Raw genomic sequence first — 13722 nt, 5'->3', positions numbered from 1 at the left:
ATGTGGGGGGGAGTGCGTATGGTGGTAGATCGTTTGATCCCATTGCCCGGCGCCGAAACAGAAGCGCGCCGTGTGGCGCGTACTCTCCCTTGCCGTGGCTGGACCGCATTGAGGCGGTCGAAATTGCGAATCACGGAGTTACGGGCGCGTGCCGAGACTCCGGAAGGTTTCGCATTTCGCATGTCAATTTCCAGTTCTGACCACACCGTCATGCCCGAGAACATCGAGAACGACGAGCTCGTCGAGGCCGCAGAGGCCGTCGTCGCCGAGTCCGCCGACTCCATCGAGGCCGACGCCCACCAGGCCGACACCGACACCGACATCGACTCCGCCGTCGACGCGGACGCCGAGCCGACCGTCACCTTCGGCGACCTGGGCCTGCCCGAGGGCATCGTCCGCAAGCTCGCGCAGAACGGTGTGACCGCGCCCTTCCCGATCCAGGCCGCGACCATTCCGGACGCCCTGGCCGGCAAGGACATCCTGGGCCGCGGCCGTACCGGCTCCGGCAAGACCCTCTCCTTCGGTCTGCCGACGCTGGCCACGCTGGCCGGCGGCCACACCGAGAAGAAGAAGCCCCGCGCGGTCATCCTCACCCCGACCCGTGAGCTCGCGATGCAGGTCGCGGACGCGCTTCAGCCGTACGGCGATGTGCTCGGCCTGAAGATGAAGGTCGTCTGCGGCGGTACGTCGATGGGCAACCAGATCTACGCTCTGGAGCGCGGTGTCGACATCCTCGTCGCCACCCCGGGCCGGCTGCGCGACATCATCAACCGGGGCGCCTGCTCCCTGGAGAACGTCCAGGTCGCCGTCCTCGACGAGGCCGACCAGATGTCCGACCTGGGCTTCCTGCCCGAGGTCACCGAGCTGCTCGACCAGGTTCCGGTCGGCGGTCAGCGCATGCTCTTCTCCGCCACGATGGAGAACGAGATCGGCACGCTGGTCAAGCGCTACCTGAACAACCCGGTGAGCCACGAGGTCGACAGCGCCCAGGGCAACGTCACGACCATGACGCACCACGTCCTCGTCGTGAAGCCGAAGGACAAGGCGCCGGTCACCTCCGCCATCGCCGCCCGCAAGGGCCGCACCATCATCTTCGTCCGCACCCAGCTGGGCGCCGACCGCATCGCCGAGCAGCTCGTCGAGGCGGGCGTCAAGGCGGACGCACTCCACGGCGGCATGACGCAGGGTGCCCGTACCCGCGTGCTCGCCGACTTCAAGGACGGTTACGTCAACGCGCTCGTCGCGACCGACGTCGCCGCCCGCGGTATCCACGTCGACGGCATCGACCTGGTGCTGAACGTGGACCCGGCCGGTGACCACAAGGACTACCTGCACCGCTCGGGCCGTACCGCCCGTGCCGGCAAGTCCGGTGTCGTCGTCTCGCTGGCGCTGCCGCACCAGCGCCGTCAGATCTTCCGTCTCATGGAGGACGCGGGCGTCGACGCCTCGCGTCACATCGTGGGCGGCGCGGGTGCCTTCGACCCGGAGGTCGCCGAGATCACCGGCGCCCGTTCGCTGACCGAGGTCCAGGCCGACTCCGCGAACAACGCCGCCAAGCAGGCGGAGCGTGAGGTCGCCGACCTGACCAAGCAGCTGGAGCGCGTCCAGCGCCGCGCCGGTGAGCTGCGCGAGGAGGCCGACCGCCTGGTCGCCCGTGCCGCGCGCGAGCGGGGCGAGGACCCCGAGGCCGCGGTGGCCGAGGCCGCCGCCGAGGCGGAGGCCGCGATCGAGGCCGCTGTCTCCGTACCGGAGCAGGCCGCCGCCCGTGACGAGCGTCGCGACGACCGCGGCAACTTCGACCGCCGGGACAGCCGCGGCGGTGACCGTGGCGGCTACCGCGGTGGCAACGACCGTCGTGACGACCGCGGTGGCGACCGTGGTGGTTTCCAGCGTCGTGACGACCGTCCGTCGGGCGGTTTCCGCCGCGACAACGACCGTCCGTCGTTCAACCGCGACCGTCGTGACGACCGTGGTGGCGACCGTGGTGGTTTCCAGCGTCGTGACGACCGTCCGTCGGGCGGTTTCCGCCGCGACAACGACCGTCCGTCGTTCAACCGCGACCGTCGTGACGACCGCCCGTCGGGCGGCTTCCGCTCCAACGACCGTCGTGACGACCGTGGTGGCCGTTCCTTCGAACGCCGCGACAACGACCGCCCGTCGTTCAACCGCGACCGTCGTGACGACCGCCCCTCGGGTGGCTTCCGCTCGGGTGGCAGCGACCGTCCGTTCAACCGCGACCGCCGCGACGACCGTCCCTCCGGCGGCTTCCGCTCCGGTGGCGGCGACCGTCCGACCGGCCGCCGCGACGACCATCGTGGCACCGGCACGAACACCGGTTCCTTCGGCCGCCGCGACGACAAGCCGCGCTGGAAGCGCAACGGCTGAAAGCCGTGAAGCAGACCTGCTGAAGGTCTGCTGAGGTTCTTCGGAAAGCGGGCCCGCTCTTTACGAGCGGGCCCGCTTTTCTTTTCGCTTCCATCACATGAGTAACGGCTGTTAATATCCGGCGACTTGCACAGGGGTGCGGCCGGGGGGCTTGCACGATTCTTTTGCGGCAGTCTGCCGTTTGATCACCTGTGCCCTTCATGCCTTTCGGGCATTTCGGGGAGGACTGATCCTTTTGGCTCGCCCTGCTTTTCCACGCAGCCGTTCCATCGGGCGGCGTCGTGCCGCCTTGGCTGCTCTCGCCGTGGTCGCGGCCGGTCTCGGAACGATGCCGAGCGCCGGGGCCGCGGACGCGTCGACCCCCGTGCAGACGGACGGGGTCTGGGGCATCGACTTCGCCGGCGGAACGCTGAACACGGTGGAAGTCGCGGCGAACGGCCTCCAGTACGCCTACGCGCGCCGGATCGCCCCGGATGGGACGACGGCCGGCGACCGGACCTCGATGGGGTTCGTCGGCACCTACGCGACCGGCGATCACATCAAGCGCGTGCCCTGCGACGCCGGTTTCTGCGTACCACTGCGTGCCACCGGGAACGGTAATCTGGGCCGCTTCGCCGTCGACAACGGCCAGGAGTATGCCCAGATCTGGCTGACGGCGAACAGCTACCACTCGTCCGACGAGCCCGGTGTGACGGGTGGTCGGTTCGTGGACGCCACCGGACGTTACTTCGTCTACAACGCGGCGTCGACCGGCAAGCAGTACATCGACGACGTCTCCGAATACCGCACGACGAATGTGCGGATGACCCGGTCCATCACCGCCGCCTCGGTATGGGGTTCTGTTCTGTGGACGGCCGGTTCCACCACCGGAGCCGTCACCGCGACCGACCTCGAACGGAAGAAGGTCGTCGAGACGGTCGCCACCGGTGCGCCCTGTGTGATCAAGGAACTTCAGACCGTCGGCCGCTGGATCTACTGGAACTGCGGTACGAGCGGTGCCGCCGGCGTGTACGACCGTACGGCGAAGAAGAGCCTCACCGTTGCGTCCGGTGCCGCGCTCGTAGGCGACGGCTATCTCGTCCAGCACGACCGGACCGCCGGGAAACTGGTGCTCACCGACTTCCACACCGGTAGGTCCGCGGCATCCCGGGAGATCGCGGATCTGCCCGCGGGCAGCACCGCCGACCAGCGCAGGCTGACCTGGGCGGTGGACAAGTTCGGCGGCGACATCGCGTACGTCGGACCGGACAAGGCGATCCGCATCGTGCGGAGCGAGGTGCCTTCGCAGTCGCTGGCGGTCATCGAGTCGGATCTCGGCGACGGTTCCATCGACATCAAGGGCGTCGACAACGGACACTCCCCGGCCTGGAACAGTACCTGGCAGCTCAACAAGCCTGCGACCTGGACCTTCGTGGTGAAGGACGCCCGCGGGCGCACGGTCCGCACCTTCTCCGGCGGACCCGGCGCCGAGGTCGAGGTCGACTGGGACGGCCGGACGGACACGGGCGGCTACCCGGCCAATGAGGTCCACACCTGGACGCTGACCGCCAGGGCCGCAGAGGGCGACGGCACGTACACCACCAGCGGAAAGATCTTGGTCGGCGGCGGCCTCCCGGGCCACCACGACCAGGGCGGCAGCGACTTCGGCGAGCTGGTCACGTTCAACTCCGCAGGTGCCCTGACCCTCCACTACACCGAAGGCAAGGGCAGGTTCGACTGGAAGCGCTCCGGTTCCGGCTGGCCCAAGGGCACGGTGGCCGTCCCGTTCGGGGACATGGGCAGCGACCGGTGCGCCGAGATGCTCGTACGGATGCCGAACGGGGAACTGCGCCGGTACGCCGGAAAGTGCGGCGACCCGTACACGCCGAACAGCAGCCACACCTCGCTGGGCACGGGCTGGAACGCGTACAACGTCCTGACCGCGCCCGGCGATCTGACCGGTGACGGTCGCACCGACCTGCTCGCGCGCAAGGCGTCGACCAGCGACATCTACCTCTTCGCCAACGACGGCCACGGCAAGCTGAAAGCCGGCGTCAAGATCCGTTCGTCCTGGACCGGCTACACGAAGATCGTGGGCGCGGGAGACCTCAACGGCGACGGGTACGGCGATGTGCTGGCCCGTCACAAGGACGGCACGCTCTACCGCTACGACGGCACCGCCACCGGGAAGCTGAAGGAACGGGTGAAGGTCTTCTCCGCGTGGGGCGCCTCGTACAACACCATCGTCGGGGTGGGAGACATCACCGGTGACGGGAAGGCCGACCTCGTCGAGCGGGACAGCTCCGGCAATCTCTACCGCAACAACGGCAACGGCAAGGGATCGTTCGGCTCGCGTACGAAGATTGCCACGGGGTGGCAGGTCTACAAGGGGATCTTCTGATGCGCATGAGAAGCGGATGCGACCAGGGACCGGCCGGGCACTCACCACCATGGTCGCTGCCGGTGCCGTGCTCGCCGGGCTGCTGGGCCCCGCGCCGCAGACCCGGGCGGCCACGACGGTCTCCTCGTGGCTCATCGCGCTCTACTACGACGACTACGTGGACGGCTCCCACCGGGCCTGCACGGGTATCACGCTGTCCAGGACCCGGACCCTGGCCACCCCCGACTGCTTCACCGGCCGCAACAGTAGGGACATGGAGTAGGAATACGACCTGAAGAGCGGTCAGCTCCGGGGCGGCAGCAGCGATCCGCGCTATCGCAGCCACCCGGCGTACGACGCGGCCACGCGCCGGGGCGGGGTCTCGGTGGAGATCCGGGCGATGCCGGCCTCGTACGGCAAGCCGGTGCCGGCGTCGACGGGCGACACGGCGTTGTACGCCACGGGCGCCGGGCGCGGCCTCGGGCCGCGCCCGTCCCGTTGCCATGCCGCGTGTTGCCCGGCATGTTTTCCCAGTCGTAACCATGGCGACCGCATGTGTGCTCCGAGGCGAGGGCATCGCTGGGGACATGACAACAGGCACCGGCGAGGACAGGCCACCACCGGGCGTTTCCGACGAGGAGCGTCTTGCGCAGCTCGGGTACACGCAGACGCTGGCCCGGCGTATGTCGGCATTCTCCAACTACGCCGTCTCGTTCACGATCATCTCGGTGCTCTCCGGATGCCTCACGCTCTACCTCTTCGGCATGAACACCGGCGGCCCCGCCGTCATCACCTGGGGCTGGGTCGGCGTCGGCCTGATGACGCTGTTCGTCGGCCTGGCGATGGCCGAGATCTGTTCGGCGTACCCGACCTCCGCCGGCCTCTACTTCTGGGCCCACCGGCTGGCCCCGCCGCGATCGGCGGCGGCCTGGGCCTGGTTCACGGGCTGGTTCAACGTCCTCGGCCAGGTCGCCGTCACGGCCGGGATCGACTTCGGCGCGGCGTCCTTCCTGGGCGCGTATCTGAACCTCCAGTTCGACTTCGCGGTCACGCCCGCCCGTACGATCCTGCTCTTCGCCGCGATCCTGCTGCTCCACGGCCTGCTCAACACCTTCGGCGTACGGATCGTCGCGATCCTGAACAGCGTGAGCGTGTGGTGGCACGTCCTCGGGGTCGCGGTCATCGTCGGCGCCCTGACCTTCGCGCCGGACAAGCATCAGTCGGCGTCGTTCGTCCTCACCGAGTTCGTGAACAACACCGGCTGGGGCAGCGGCTTCTACGTAGTGATGATCGGCCTGCTGATGGCGCAGTACACCTTCACCGGCTACGACGCCTCCGCCCATATGACGGAGGAGACCCACGACGCGGCCATGGCAGGCCCGCGCGGCATCGTCCAGTCGATCTGGACCTCCTGGATCGCCGGCTTCGTTCTCCTTCTCGGCTTCACGTTCGCCATCCAGTCGTACGACGGAGCGCTGAACTCCCCGACCGGCGCCCCGCCCGCCCAGATCCTCCTGGACGCACTCGGAGCCACCACTGGCAAGCTCCTGCTGCTGGTCGTGATCGGCGCGCAGCTCTTCTGCGGGATGGCGTCCGTGACCGCCAACAGCCGTATGATCTACGCCTTCTCCCGGGACGGGGCCCTGCCCTTCTCCCGCGTCTGGCACACGGTCAGCCCCCGCACCCGCACCCCTGTCGCCGCGGTCTGGCTCGCCGCCCTCGGCGCCCTGGCGCTGGGCCTTCCGTACCTGATCAACGTCACGGCGTACGCGGCGGTGACCTCGATCGCCGTGATCGGCCTGTACATCGCCTACGTCATCCCCACTCTGCTCCGCCTGCTCCGGGGCGACGACTTCACCCCGGGGCCCTGGCACCTGGGCCGCTGGTCCCGCCCGATCGGCGTCGTCGCGGTGGCCTGGGTCCTGATCATCACAGTGCTTTTCATGCTGCCGCAGGTCTCGCCGGTCACCTGGGAGACGTTCAACTACGCCCCGATCGCGGTCCTGGTGGTCCTCGGCTTCGCCGCGACGTGGTGGCTGGCCTCTGCCCGTCACTGGTTCCTCAACCCGAATCACAAACGCACTACCGCCCCCGACGAACCTCATGGAAGCTCCGCCGACACCCCGGTGAAGCCCCTCTGAAGGCTCCTGATTCCGTCGCGACGGGGCCCGGCAACCGATACCCGATCGGCGGCCGGGCCCCGGCGGGCTATGCTCAGGGGTGATTCGCCGAGGGCCGTTAGCTCAATTGGCAGAGCAGCGGACTTTTAATCCGTTGGTTGTGGGTTCGAGTCCCACACGGCCTACCGCCGGCAGCGAGGGAAAACCCCCTCTGGCCTGCTACTTAGCGCCTCGATCGGTTTCATCCGGTCGGGGCGCTTCGTCTTTCCCGGCCTCGTGCGTGAGCGATGCGTGAGCGGACGGCCCGGCAGCAGAGGCTACGGAGGGGGCCTTACGGGCACGTGGCACCAGCGCGGCGGCGGCTTCTGCCGCGGCTTTGTCGACCTCGGGCAGCAGGCTTGTGTACGTGTCCGACGTGAGCGTGATCGTGGAGTGGCGCAGCGTCTCCTTGATCGTTGAACCTCGCCAAGGCTGCTGCTGACCACGTCACCTACTGCCGCACTCTGCGCGGCATGAGCCTTCAGGCATCACATCTGCGCCATGGGCAGATGGCCTTGAAGCTCGCGGACTCAGCTGCCGAAGCTGCACCCAAGGCCGGCCCGCGGCTGGTGGCGTTCCTTCGAGGTCAGCAGGCACACTCGGCAGCCATGGTCGGCGACCGGAAGCAGGCATTCACTCGCCTGCGTGAAGCCGAAGCAGCGCTCTCGAAGGCCGACTCACGCCGAGATGCTGTCGGCGGATACGACCAAGCGGCCTACCAGTTCCACGTCGCCCACGTCCTCGACGAGACGAAAGACCTGGCGGGCTCGATCGCGGCTCTGAAGAGCTCGGTCCGGGCACAACCCAAACAGGAACGGCAGGGCCGACTCCACGCCAACGGCGTGATGGCCCAACGCCAGTACGAACTGGGACACATCGAGGAGGCGTGCAGCACCTGGAATACGTTCCTCGACGACTACGTGGGCTTGTCAACCGCTCGCGGCGACGAGCACTTCGAGACGATGCGGAAGCGGCTCGCTCCCCACCGGAAGGTCCGGGCCGTAAGAGAACTCGGCGAACGCGCTCGCCAGGTCGCGACGCTGAAGGGGTAGTGACCCTGGAGAGGGCGATGAGGCGGGCGCCGCACTGCCCTCCCCGTCTGGGCGGCGCGCGGGTCAGGCAAGCAGGATCTGGCCGGCAGGGCGGTCAGGCTTCCAGTTACGGACCCGTCTCGTTTCCGCCGGCGCCCTGCTCTTCCAGCACTTGATTAACCGCGACAGCGGCTTCGTGTGCGTCTGCTGATTCACCGGCGTTGAGTGCCGCGAGGTAGCGCTCGCCGTGCTTTTCAGAGCGGCCCCGAGGACGACGCGCCGCACGTGGTAACCCAAGCGGCCCAGTCGGCCAGGGGGCCGCTCTCCTGCGGCCTCGTCGGGGGCGAACGGTTGTCCGCCGAGAGGCGAGACGCTGACCAGACGACCCCAACCGACAGGCTGGATCTCCCCCTCACCGAAGGAGCGTCGAAGCCTCGACGGCTTCCTCGCCGCTCACCGCGTTCGCGGCCCGTCGCCGTTCGAGGCGGCTGACTCCCGAAGCAGTCTGGAGGCATCGGGTGTCGGAGGTCTTGGTGGCGATCGATGACGTCAGCGCTTGGACCATGGGCGACTTCAGCTACTCCGACCACTGAATCCACTGCTGCGCGCTGAGGACCCTCACTGTTGTTTTGGTGGCGGCTTGCGCCTGCGCGTCGGTCAGGCGGCGGCAGGGGCGCCGAGCATCGCGGAAGCCTGTTGGAACGGGTTGAGGACGCGCGTGGGCGCGGCGGTGTGGGGAAGGCCGGGGCAGGTGAAGCCGAGTTGGGTCATGGCCCGGAGGATTTCGCCGGCGCTGAAATCGCGGCGGTCCTGGCGTGTGATGACCTGCCCGACCTGCTTGACGGGGTAGGTGCGGCGGCCGATGATCACGGACTCGCCGATGACCTGTTCGGGCTTGATGCCCTTCATGGATTCCAGGACGCCGCTCTTGGTGAGGTCGAACGGGAAGCGGGCGATGACACAGCGCATGATGCCTCACAGGGAGAAGAATGAAGGGGAATGGTTTCGCCGCGGTGAGACGGTTCAGTGGGCAAGGGCGAGGACGCCCGGAGCGCTGCCCTGCTCGTCGACGACCGGCAGGGCACCGGGCCGGCGGCCGCGCATCGCGTGCTGGGCTTCGGCGATCGTGCTAGCGGGTGAGGTGAACGGCCCGCGGTTGTCGAGAATGTCGCGTAGCTGGACCCGGTCCGTGTACGCGGGGCTGTCACGGACCGCGGCGAGCTGGGCCTGGGTGACCAGTTGGGTGCACAGGCCGTCGTTGTCGCAGACGAGCAGGTGCTCGGTGCGGGCACTGGTCATGACGGCCAGGGCGACTTCGATGGTCATGTCGTCGCAGACCTGCGGTCCGGCCGTGTCCATGGTGTCGGCCACTGTCCTGTGCGCGGGGGTGGCGCTCGCCGGGCGGGGTTGCATCTGAACCAGTGCCAAGATGTGCCTCCTGCAGAGATGGGCCAGTTTTCTGATCAAGGGTTCTAGGCCGCCGCGTCGAAGGAGGACTGCCGCACGATCGTGCGCCGGGCAGTCGAAGCGGGGCTGCGTCGACCGCGGGAGGCCGCGCTGCGGCTGCGCTGACGTCGCTCGGCCACCGGCGTGGTGATCGTCACGGGAATGCCGGAGGGGGTCTGGGCGCCGGTGATCCGGCTGAGTGCCTCCTCGCCCGAGCGGACCTGAGTGGTCTGCGGCACGATGCCGGCGGCTGCCATGAGGCGGCTCATGTCGCGGCGCTGGTTGGGGGTGACCAGAGTGACGACGCTGCCGGACTCGCCGGCCCGCGCGGTACGGCCGCCGCGGTGGAGGTAGTCCTTGTGGTCGGTCGGCGGGTCGACGTTGACAACGAGGTCGAGATTGTCGACGTGAATACCGCGCGCCGCGACGTTCGTCGCGACGAGCACAGTGACATGCCCGGTCTTGAACTGGGCCAGGGTCCGGGTGCGCTGCGGCTGCGACTTCCCGCCGTGCAGGGCGACGGCCCGCACCCCGCTGCTCAGCAGATTCTGCGTCAGCCGGTCGACAGCGTGCTTGGTGTCCAGGAACATGATCACCCGGCCCTCGCGCGCCGCGATCTCCGTCGTCATCCGGTGCTTGTCGGCGCCGTGGACATGCAGTACGTGGTGCTCCATCGTGGTGACCGCCCCTGCGGACGGGTCGACGGAGTGGACGACCGGGTCGGTGAGGTAGCGGCGGACCAGGAGGTCGACGTTGCGGTCGAGTGTGGCGGAGAACAGCATCCGCTGGCCCTCGGGGCGGACCTGGTCCAGGAGCGCGGTGACCTGTGGCATGAAGCCCATGTCGGCCATCTGGTCGGCCTCGTCCAGGACGGTGATCGCGACCTGGTTCAGCCGGCAGTCACCCCGGTCGATGAGGTCCTTGAGGCGGCCCGGCGTCGCGACGACGACTTCGGCACCACGGCGCAGCGCGCTGACCTGCCTGCCGATCGGCATTCCGCCGACGACAGTGGCCAGGCGCAGCCTCACCGAGCGTGCGTGGGGGGTAAGAGCGTCGGTCACCTGCTGTGCCAGTTCACGCGTCGGCACGAGGATCAGGGCCAGCGGCTGGCCGGGCTCGGCGCGCTGCCCGGCGGTGCGGGCCAGCAGGGCCAGGCCGAAGGCGAGGGTCTTGCCGGAGCCGGTGCGCCCGCGACCGAGGACGTCGCGGCCCGCGAGGGTATTGGGCAGGGTCGCGCCCTGGATCGGGAACGGGACGCTCATGCCTTGCGCGGTGAGCGAGGCCAGCAACTGCTCGGGCATGTCGAGGTCGGCGAACGCCTCGACGGCGGGCAGCGCGGGAGTGATCGTCTTGGGCAGGGCGAACTCGCCCGAGGCCGCCGCGGGCCGCCGGCCGCGGCCGCCTGGGCGGCTCGGCCCTCCGGAACGGCTCGGGGCGGGCGTGCCGAAGCGGTTGCCCCGGTGCGAACCGGCGCCGGAGCCGAAGGCGGGACGACCGGTACGGCTGCGGGAGGAGCGGTTGTTCGTACGTGAGGGGTTCATTCAGAACCTTCCTTGATACGGCACGTATCAAGGAATTCTCGCAGCAGAAGAACAGCGCGGGGAATCACAAGAACGAGCCGAACGAAATGCGAAAGCAGATCTGGCCCGCGGTGAATCCGGTGCAAGTGCAGGCGATGAAATGGGTGACGTCATGCGGACGTGAGATCCCGGATGTCTACGGGTGCATCTTCAAAGAGGTCCGCGTTCCTGGAGAGGGATCTGCGGGCGTCGTTGCCCCACAGGGAAGCCCCGGGGAATGCCCGTAGCTGGGGCCCGCACCCCGAGGGATGCGGGCCCCAGCTACGAAGTGCGCTTCAGCGTCAGGCAGGAACGATGTTCTCAGCCGTCGGGCCCTTCTGGCCCTGCGCGATGTCGAAGGTGACCTTCTGACCTTCGAGCAGCTCACGGAAGCCCTGAGCGGCGATGTTCGAGAAGTGGGCGAACACGTCAGCGCCGCCACCGTCCTGCTCGATGAAGCCGAAACCCTTGGCCGCGTTGAACCACTTCACAGTGCCAGACGCCATGTCATATCTCCTTGTGGGGCAGTACGCCGGAACCCGCAATCCACGGATACCGGGTCGCCGCGATGATGCCCCGCCCGGAGATGACCGGAAATACAAAACGCTCCCCGCGGCTAAAAATGCCGACGAAAGGCGTTGAGGTTTTTGGGAACCACGACTGCAACTGAGATCGACAGTAGCATGCGGTAGCGGCCTGTGTACGGTCAATAATTCCGCTCTGCCCGTTGCAGTAAACACACTGTCCGCGCGGCACATTAAACTCTCGTCTCGCGGTCATAGATATTGATCCATCCGGAACGCAGCGTTCCAGGAAGAGCGGTCGTCGTTTACGGCGGCCCATCAGCTCGTATACGGGTCCCGACGCAGATCAGCGCAGCGCTGCTGCGCGGCGCTCTCACGAGTGCCCCAGATCCCACCACCATGGACTGAGACTGAAGGCGGCCGACACCCACCGTTCGTGCGAACCAGTCGGACAGCAGGACCTGCCCGGGGCAGCAGTACGCTCCGCGCGCGGGCTGATCGCCGTACGGTGGGCGAACACGTCCGAGCCGCCACTGTCCGGGCGGTGAAGCCGCAGCCGTTCTGCGCGTCAAACCACTTCACAGTTCCCGCGGCCCTTGCCTCACACCTTCCTGCCGATGAAGCGTCCTACGACATGCGGCAGACGGAGGCGGTTACCCTGGCTCCTCCGCCGCAGCAGAACGCCCACGACGAAGATGTGGGCGAAGGGAACATCCTGGTCAAGGCAGTTGACCCAGAAGCCACGCGTCAGCCCGCGGTCGTCGGGTTCTCTGATTCGGCGGCGTGGCGGTATTCGGCGTTGATGCGCTGGGCTTCTTCGAGCTGGTCCTCGAGGACGATGATGCGGCAGGCGGCCTCGATGGGGGTGCCCTGGTCGACGAGTTCGCGGGCGCGTGCGGCGATGCGCAGCTGGTAGCGGGAGTAGCGCCGGTGGCCGCCCTCGGAACGCAGCGGGGTGATCAGGCGGGCTTCTCCGATGGCGCGGAGGAAACCTTGTGTGGTACCGAGCATCTCGGCGGCCCGACCCATCGTGTAGGCAGGGTAGTCGTCGTCGTTGAGACGGCCGAACGAGTCGTCTGCTGTCATTTGCACCTCTCTGTGGAACGCGTGGAGGGGCTCGGGTGCCGTACGGCACCCGAGCCCCGAAGGAACTGCTACACCATCTGCCGACCCTGATACTGCGCCGGCCTTCTATTTCCGCTGACCCGACCTGGAAGTTGTCGGGGGTGCGGGGATCGCGGTTGCTTGACCGGAGACCACCTCGCTATCGATGTCCTGCGGTACCCGGGCTCAAAACTTCCACCCGGGCGATCCTGATGGCGCCTGGCTCCTCCGTTCTTCCCTCTGGGATCATCACTTACCTACTGCTGGTACTGCTCTCCTGCGTACTGCTCTGTGGCCTGTGCCAGCGCCACTTTTCGACAGCCAGCCCCGTCGCCCGTCCTGCATCTGCTCTGGCTTAGAACCCCACTGCCGAACCTCCCGGTGCGCGCGTCCGCAGCCGACGCCTTCACCGAGGTGCTGCTCACTGACTTCACTGCTGCGTACTGCACTTGCGGGTACTGCTCACGGCGGCCCCTGACCACTGCGGGCCACCCGGTCCGGTCGCCAGTCCCGTCGCCGTCCTGCAACAACCCTGGCTTCGGAACTCCACCACCGCACCGTCCTGCGAACTGCAACTGCGGTTACTGCTGCCCGGCAGTTCGTCTCTGCCGGGCCCTGCTGTCTCTCTGGGCTACGAGAGAAACCATAACCACACCACCACCCAATGTCTACTCTGGCCGACATAGATTTCCGTTACCCGGGCGGAGAGATAGTCGGCCTCGGCCACGGAAGGGGTGTGCGGCGGCCCCGCTCCAGCCAGGCTCGCCCGCTCCGACCAGCGCCGTTACGCGCAGCCTCGACGCCGCGAACACCGCAGTCGCCACGTCTGGCCATGCGGATGATCGCTCAGGACACGCGGGGGCTCGTGCGGTTGACACACCGCAGGCCGGGCACAAGCGCCGCCAGATAGGACCTGCGTGACGATCCAGAGACCAGGGTGGCCTGATGAACACAATGAGCGTCAACGTGGCAACTGCCCTCTCCACGGCATGCATTGCCAGCGTGCGCCGGAGCGCCCGGGATTTCCTCGCAGGTCACGATCTTCGCCGAACCTCATTTGGGACAAAGGGGCCGCTGGTTCAAACTCGAACCCGCCACGGCTGACTGCTGTCTGCTCTTGACCGGCAAGGCTCCGGCCGCGCCGCGGTCTCAGTT

10 protein-coding genes, 1 tRNA gene and 2 pseudogenes are annotated in these 13722 nt (G+C 67.9%); 6 read left to right on the top strand and 7 right to left on the bottom strand.

Features of this window, described 5'->3' with window-relative positions; translation table 11 throughout:
• Positions 1–210: 210 nt before the first annotated feature.
• The 3 genes from IEZ15_RS30000 (at position 211) to IEZ15_RS29990 (ending at position 5027) form a co-directional block, all read left to right on the top strand.
• Positions 211–2385 (top strand): DEAD/DEAH box helicase, encoded by a 2175-nt coding sequence (locus tag IEZ15_RS30000; protein WP_189280220.1) that lies wholly within the window; start codon positions 211–213, stop codon positions 2383–2385.
• 289 nt (positions 2386–2674) lie between these two features.
• A complete protein-coding gene (locus IEZ15_RS29995) occupies positions 2675–4765 on the top strand; it encodes an FG-GAP repeat domain-containing protein (RefSeq protein ID WP_229846183.1) in 2091 nt (696 codons plus the stop codon).
• 16 nt (positions 4766–4781) lie between these two features.
• The gene (locus IEZ15_RS29990) at positions 4782–5027 is read left to right on the top strand and encodes a hypothetical protein (RefSeq protein WP_189280185.1); all 246 of its coding nucleotides are present in this window, start codon (positions 4782–4784) and stop codon (positions 5025–5027) included.
• A gap of 50 nt (positions 5028–5077) precedes the next feature.
• Here IEZ15_RS29990 and IEZ15_RS46490 read toward each other — a convergent pair whose 3' ends face one another.
• Positions 5078–5206, bottom strand: a complete 129-nt coding sequence (locus IEZ15_RS46490) for a hypothetical protein (protein ID WP_268250443.1) — start codon at positions 5204–5206, stop codon at positions 5078–5080.
• 125 nt (positions 5207–5331) lie between these two features.
• Between IEZ15_RS46490 and IEZ15_RS29985 the strand changes: the two genes are divergently transcribed.
• Together IEZ15_RS29985 and IEZ15_RS29980 are read left to right on the top strand one after the other, a co-directional pair.
• Positions 5332–6885: an amino acid permease gene (locus IEZ15_RS29985; RefSeq protein WP_189280184.1), complete on the top strand. Its 1554-nt coding sequence runs from the start codon at positions 5332–5334 to the stop codon at positions 6883–6885.
• A gap of 91 nt (positions 6886–6976) precedes the next feature.
• Positions 6977–7049, top strand: a tRNA-Lys gene (locus tag IEZ15_RS29980).
• Positions 7050–7083: 34 nt separating this feature from the next.
• Here IEZ15_RS29980 and IEZ15_RS45200 read toward each other — a convergent pair.
• Positions 7084–7320: pseudogene (locus tag IEZ15_RS45200) on the bottom strand (site-specific integrase); the annotation flags it as partial.
• Here IEZ15_RS45200 and IEZ15_RS29975 point away from each other — a divergent pair.
• A pseudogene (locus tag IEZ15_RS29975) lies at positions 7317–7955 on the top strand (NsdA family TPR-like regulatory protein); the annotation flags it as partial. The pseudogenes IEZ15_RS45200 and IEZ15_RS29975 sit on opposite strands and share 4 nt — an antisense overlap.
• 636 nt (positions 7956–8591) lie before the next feature.
• On the opposite strand, the gene IEZ15_RS29970 reads toward IEZ15_RS29975, so the two are convergent.
• From IEZ15_RS29970 to IEZ15_RS29950, 5 genes are all read right to left on the bottom strand, one after another.
• Positions 8592–8903: an SCO5918 family protein gene (locus tag IEZ15_RS29970; protein WP_189280183.1), complete on the bottom strand. Its 312-nt coding sequence runs from the start codon at positions 8901–8903 to the stop codon at positions 8592–8594.
• A gap of 54 nt (positions 8904–8957) precedes the next feature.
• On the bottom strand, positions 8958–9362 hold the full coding sequence (locus IEZ15_RS29965) for a CBS domain-containing protein (protein ID WP_189280182.1): 405 nt from the start codon (positions 9360–9362) through the stop codon (positions 8958–8960).
• A gap of 44 nt (positions 9363–9406) precedes the next feature.
• Positions 9407–10921 carry a DEAD/DEAH box helicase gene (locus tag IEZ15_RS29960; RefSeq protein ID WP_189280181.1) on the bottom strand — a complete coding sequence of 505 codons (1515 nt, stop codon included), beginning with the start codon at positions 10919–10921 and terminating at the stop codon, positions 9407–9409.
• 320 nt (positions 10922–11241) lie between these two features.
• The gene (locus tag IEZ15_RS29955) at positions 11242–11445 is read right to left on the bottom strand and encodes a cold-shock protein (RefSeq protein ID WP_030304224.1); all 204 of its coding nucleotides are present in this window, start codon (positions 11443–11445) and stop codon (positions 11242–11244) included.
• Between the two features lie 765 nt (positions 11446–12210).
• Positions 12211–12549 (bottom strand): MerR family transcriptional regulator, encoded by a 339-nt coding sequence (locus IEZ15_RS29950; protein ID WP_189280180.1) that lies wholly within the window; start codon positions 12547–12549, stop codon positions 12211–12213.
• Between the last annotated feature and the right edge of the window lie 1173 nt (positions 12550–13722).

Source organism: Streptomyces atratus (assembly GCF_014648655.1).
GTDB classification, from domain to species: domain Bacteria; phylum Actinomycetota; class Actinomycetes; order Streptomycetales; family Streptomycetaceae; genus Streptomyces; species Streptomyces atratus.
Note: the sequence above shows the minus strand (reverse complement) of the source record. Positions and strands in the feature narration are given on the sequence as shown.

What these genes read in the sequence shown, in the direction of transcription:
- IEZ15_RS29960 (WP_189280181.1), bottom strand. Translation starts at nt 10,921, where the DNA reads ATGAACCCCTCACGTACGAACAACCGCTCCTCCCGCAGCCGTACCGGT.
- IEZ15_RS29985 (WP_189280184.1), top strand. Translation starts at nt 5,332, where the DNA reads ATGACAACAGGCACCGGCGAGGACAGGCCACCACCGGGCGTTTCCGAC.
- IEZ15_RS30000 (WP_189280220.1), top strand. Translation starts at nt 211, where the DNA reads ATGCCCGAGAACATCGAGAACGACGAGCTCGTCGAGGCCGCAGAGGCC.
- IEZ15_RS29990 (WP_189280185.1), top strand. Translation starts at nt 4,782, where the DNA reads ATGCGACCAGGGACCGGCCGGGCACTCACCACCATGGTCGCTGCCGGT.
- IEZ15_RS29970 (WP_189280183.1), bottom strand. Translation starts at nt 8,903, where the DNA reads ATGCGCTGTGTCATCGCCCGCTTCCCGTTCGACCTCACCAAGAGCGGC.
- IEZ15_RS29950 (WP_189280180.1), bottom strand. Translation starts at nt 12,549, where the DNA reads ATGACAGCAGACGACTCGTTCGGCCGTCTCAACGACGACGACTACCCT.
- IEZ15_RS29955 (WP_030304224.1), bottom strand. Translation starts at nt 11,445, where the DNA reads ATGGCGTCTGGCACTGTGAAGTGGTTCAACGCGGCCAAGGGTTTCGGC.